Here is a 265-nt window from a genome sequence, read left to right on the forward strand (position 1 = left end):
ATTGCAGAGGGTAGAATCTCAAGAGTTGTATTTAACCGATTCAGGTTTCAATGTAGATTTAGATACACTATTTGAAGATATTGACGGTCAACCATTGACTTACACAATAGCACTAGAAAACGAATCGGTAGTTGATTTCACAAGTAGTTCTTTAAATCATTTTACTTTCATTCCGAAATCTATTGGAAGCAGTGAAGTTACGATTACCGCTTCCGATCAATATTCTGAAGTAGCTCAGACATTTGACATTACGGTTCTCAATCGA

1 protein-coding gene is annotated in these 265 nt (G+C 35.5%); it reads left to right on the forward strand.

Annotation, left to right across the window (positions count from 1 at the left end; translation table 11 throughout):
* On the forward strand, nucleotides 1–265 hold a 265-nt coding region (locus PL77_RS32075; RefSeq protein WP_044210620.1), incomplete at both ends, for a PKD domain-containing protein.

Origin of the sequence: Flammeovirga sp. OC4 (genome assembly GCF_000812565.1) — a bacterium.
In the GTDB taxonomy this organism is placed as follows: domain Bacteria; phylum Bacteroidota; class Bacteroidia; order Cytophagales; family Flammeovirgaceae; genus Flammeovirga.